The organism is uncultured Paracoccus sp. (assembly GCF_947496875.1).
Taxonomy (GTDB): Bacteria; Pseudomonadota; Alphaproteobacteria; order Rhodobacterales; family Rhodobacteraceae; genus Paracoccus.
Map to the genome: position 1 here is coordinate 1 of NZ_CANMEH010000094.1, position 367 is coordinate 367.

Below are 367 nucleotides of genomic sequence, written 5' to 3' on the forward strand. Positions count from 1 at the left end.
GCGGGCCGAGGTCGCTGGCCCGGCAATCGCGGGCGGAGATCGAAGGCAATCTCCGGTCGAAGCGCAGGCGATCGCCGGTCAGCCCGTGGACCGAAGGGCCTTCGCGGAAGATCACCCCCGCGCCCAGGAACCCGATCCCGGTCAGGATGCCATGCGCCATCCGGGTCGGGTCCGACGCGATCGGCGTGCCGGGCACGAGGTTCAGCGTCCAGAGGTCCTGATGCGCCGCGGCGAGCGTCAGCAGCGTTGCGGCGAGACACACCAAGGCATGCGTCCGCAGCCCGGCCGGCTTGCCCTGCACCTCGCGGTCAATGCCGATCAGCATCCCGGTGATCAGGCTGGCCAGCAGCGGCAGACCGATTTTGAT

1 protein-coding gene is annotated in these 367 nt (G+C 69.8%); it reads right to left on the reverse strand.

Going from position 1 to position 367, the window contains the following annotated elements; genetic code table 11:
- On the reverse strand, nt 1-367 hold a 367-nt coding region (locus tag Q0938_RS19255; protein WP_299365739.1), incomplete at its 3' end, for an MgtC/SapB family protein.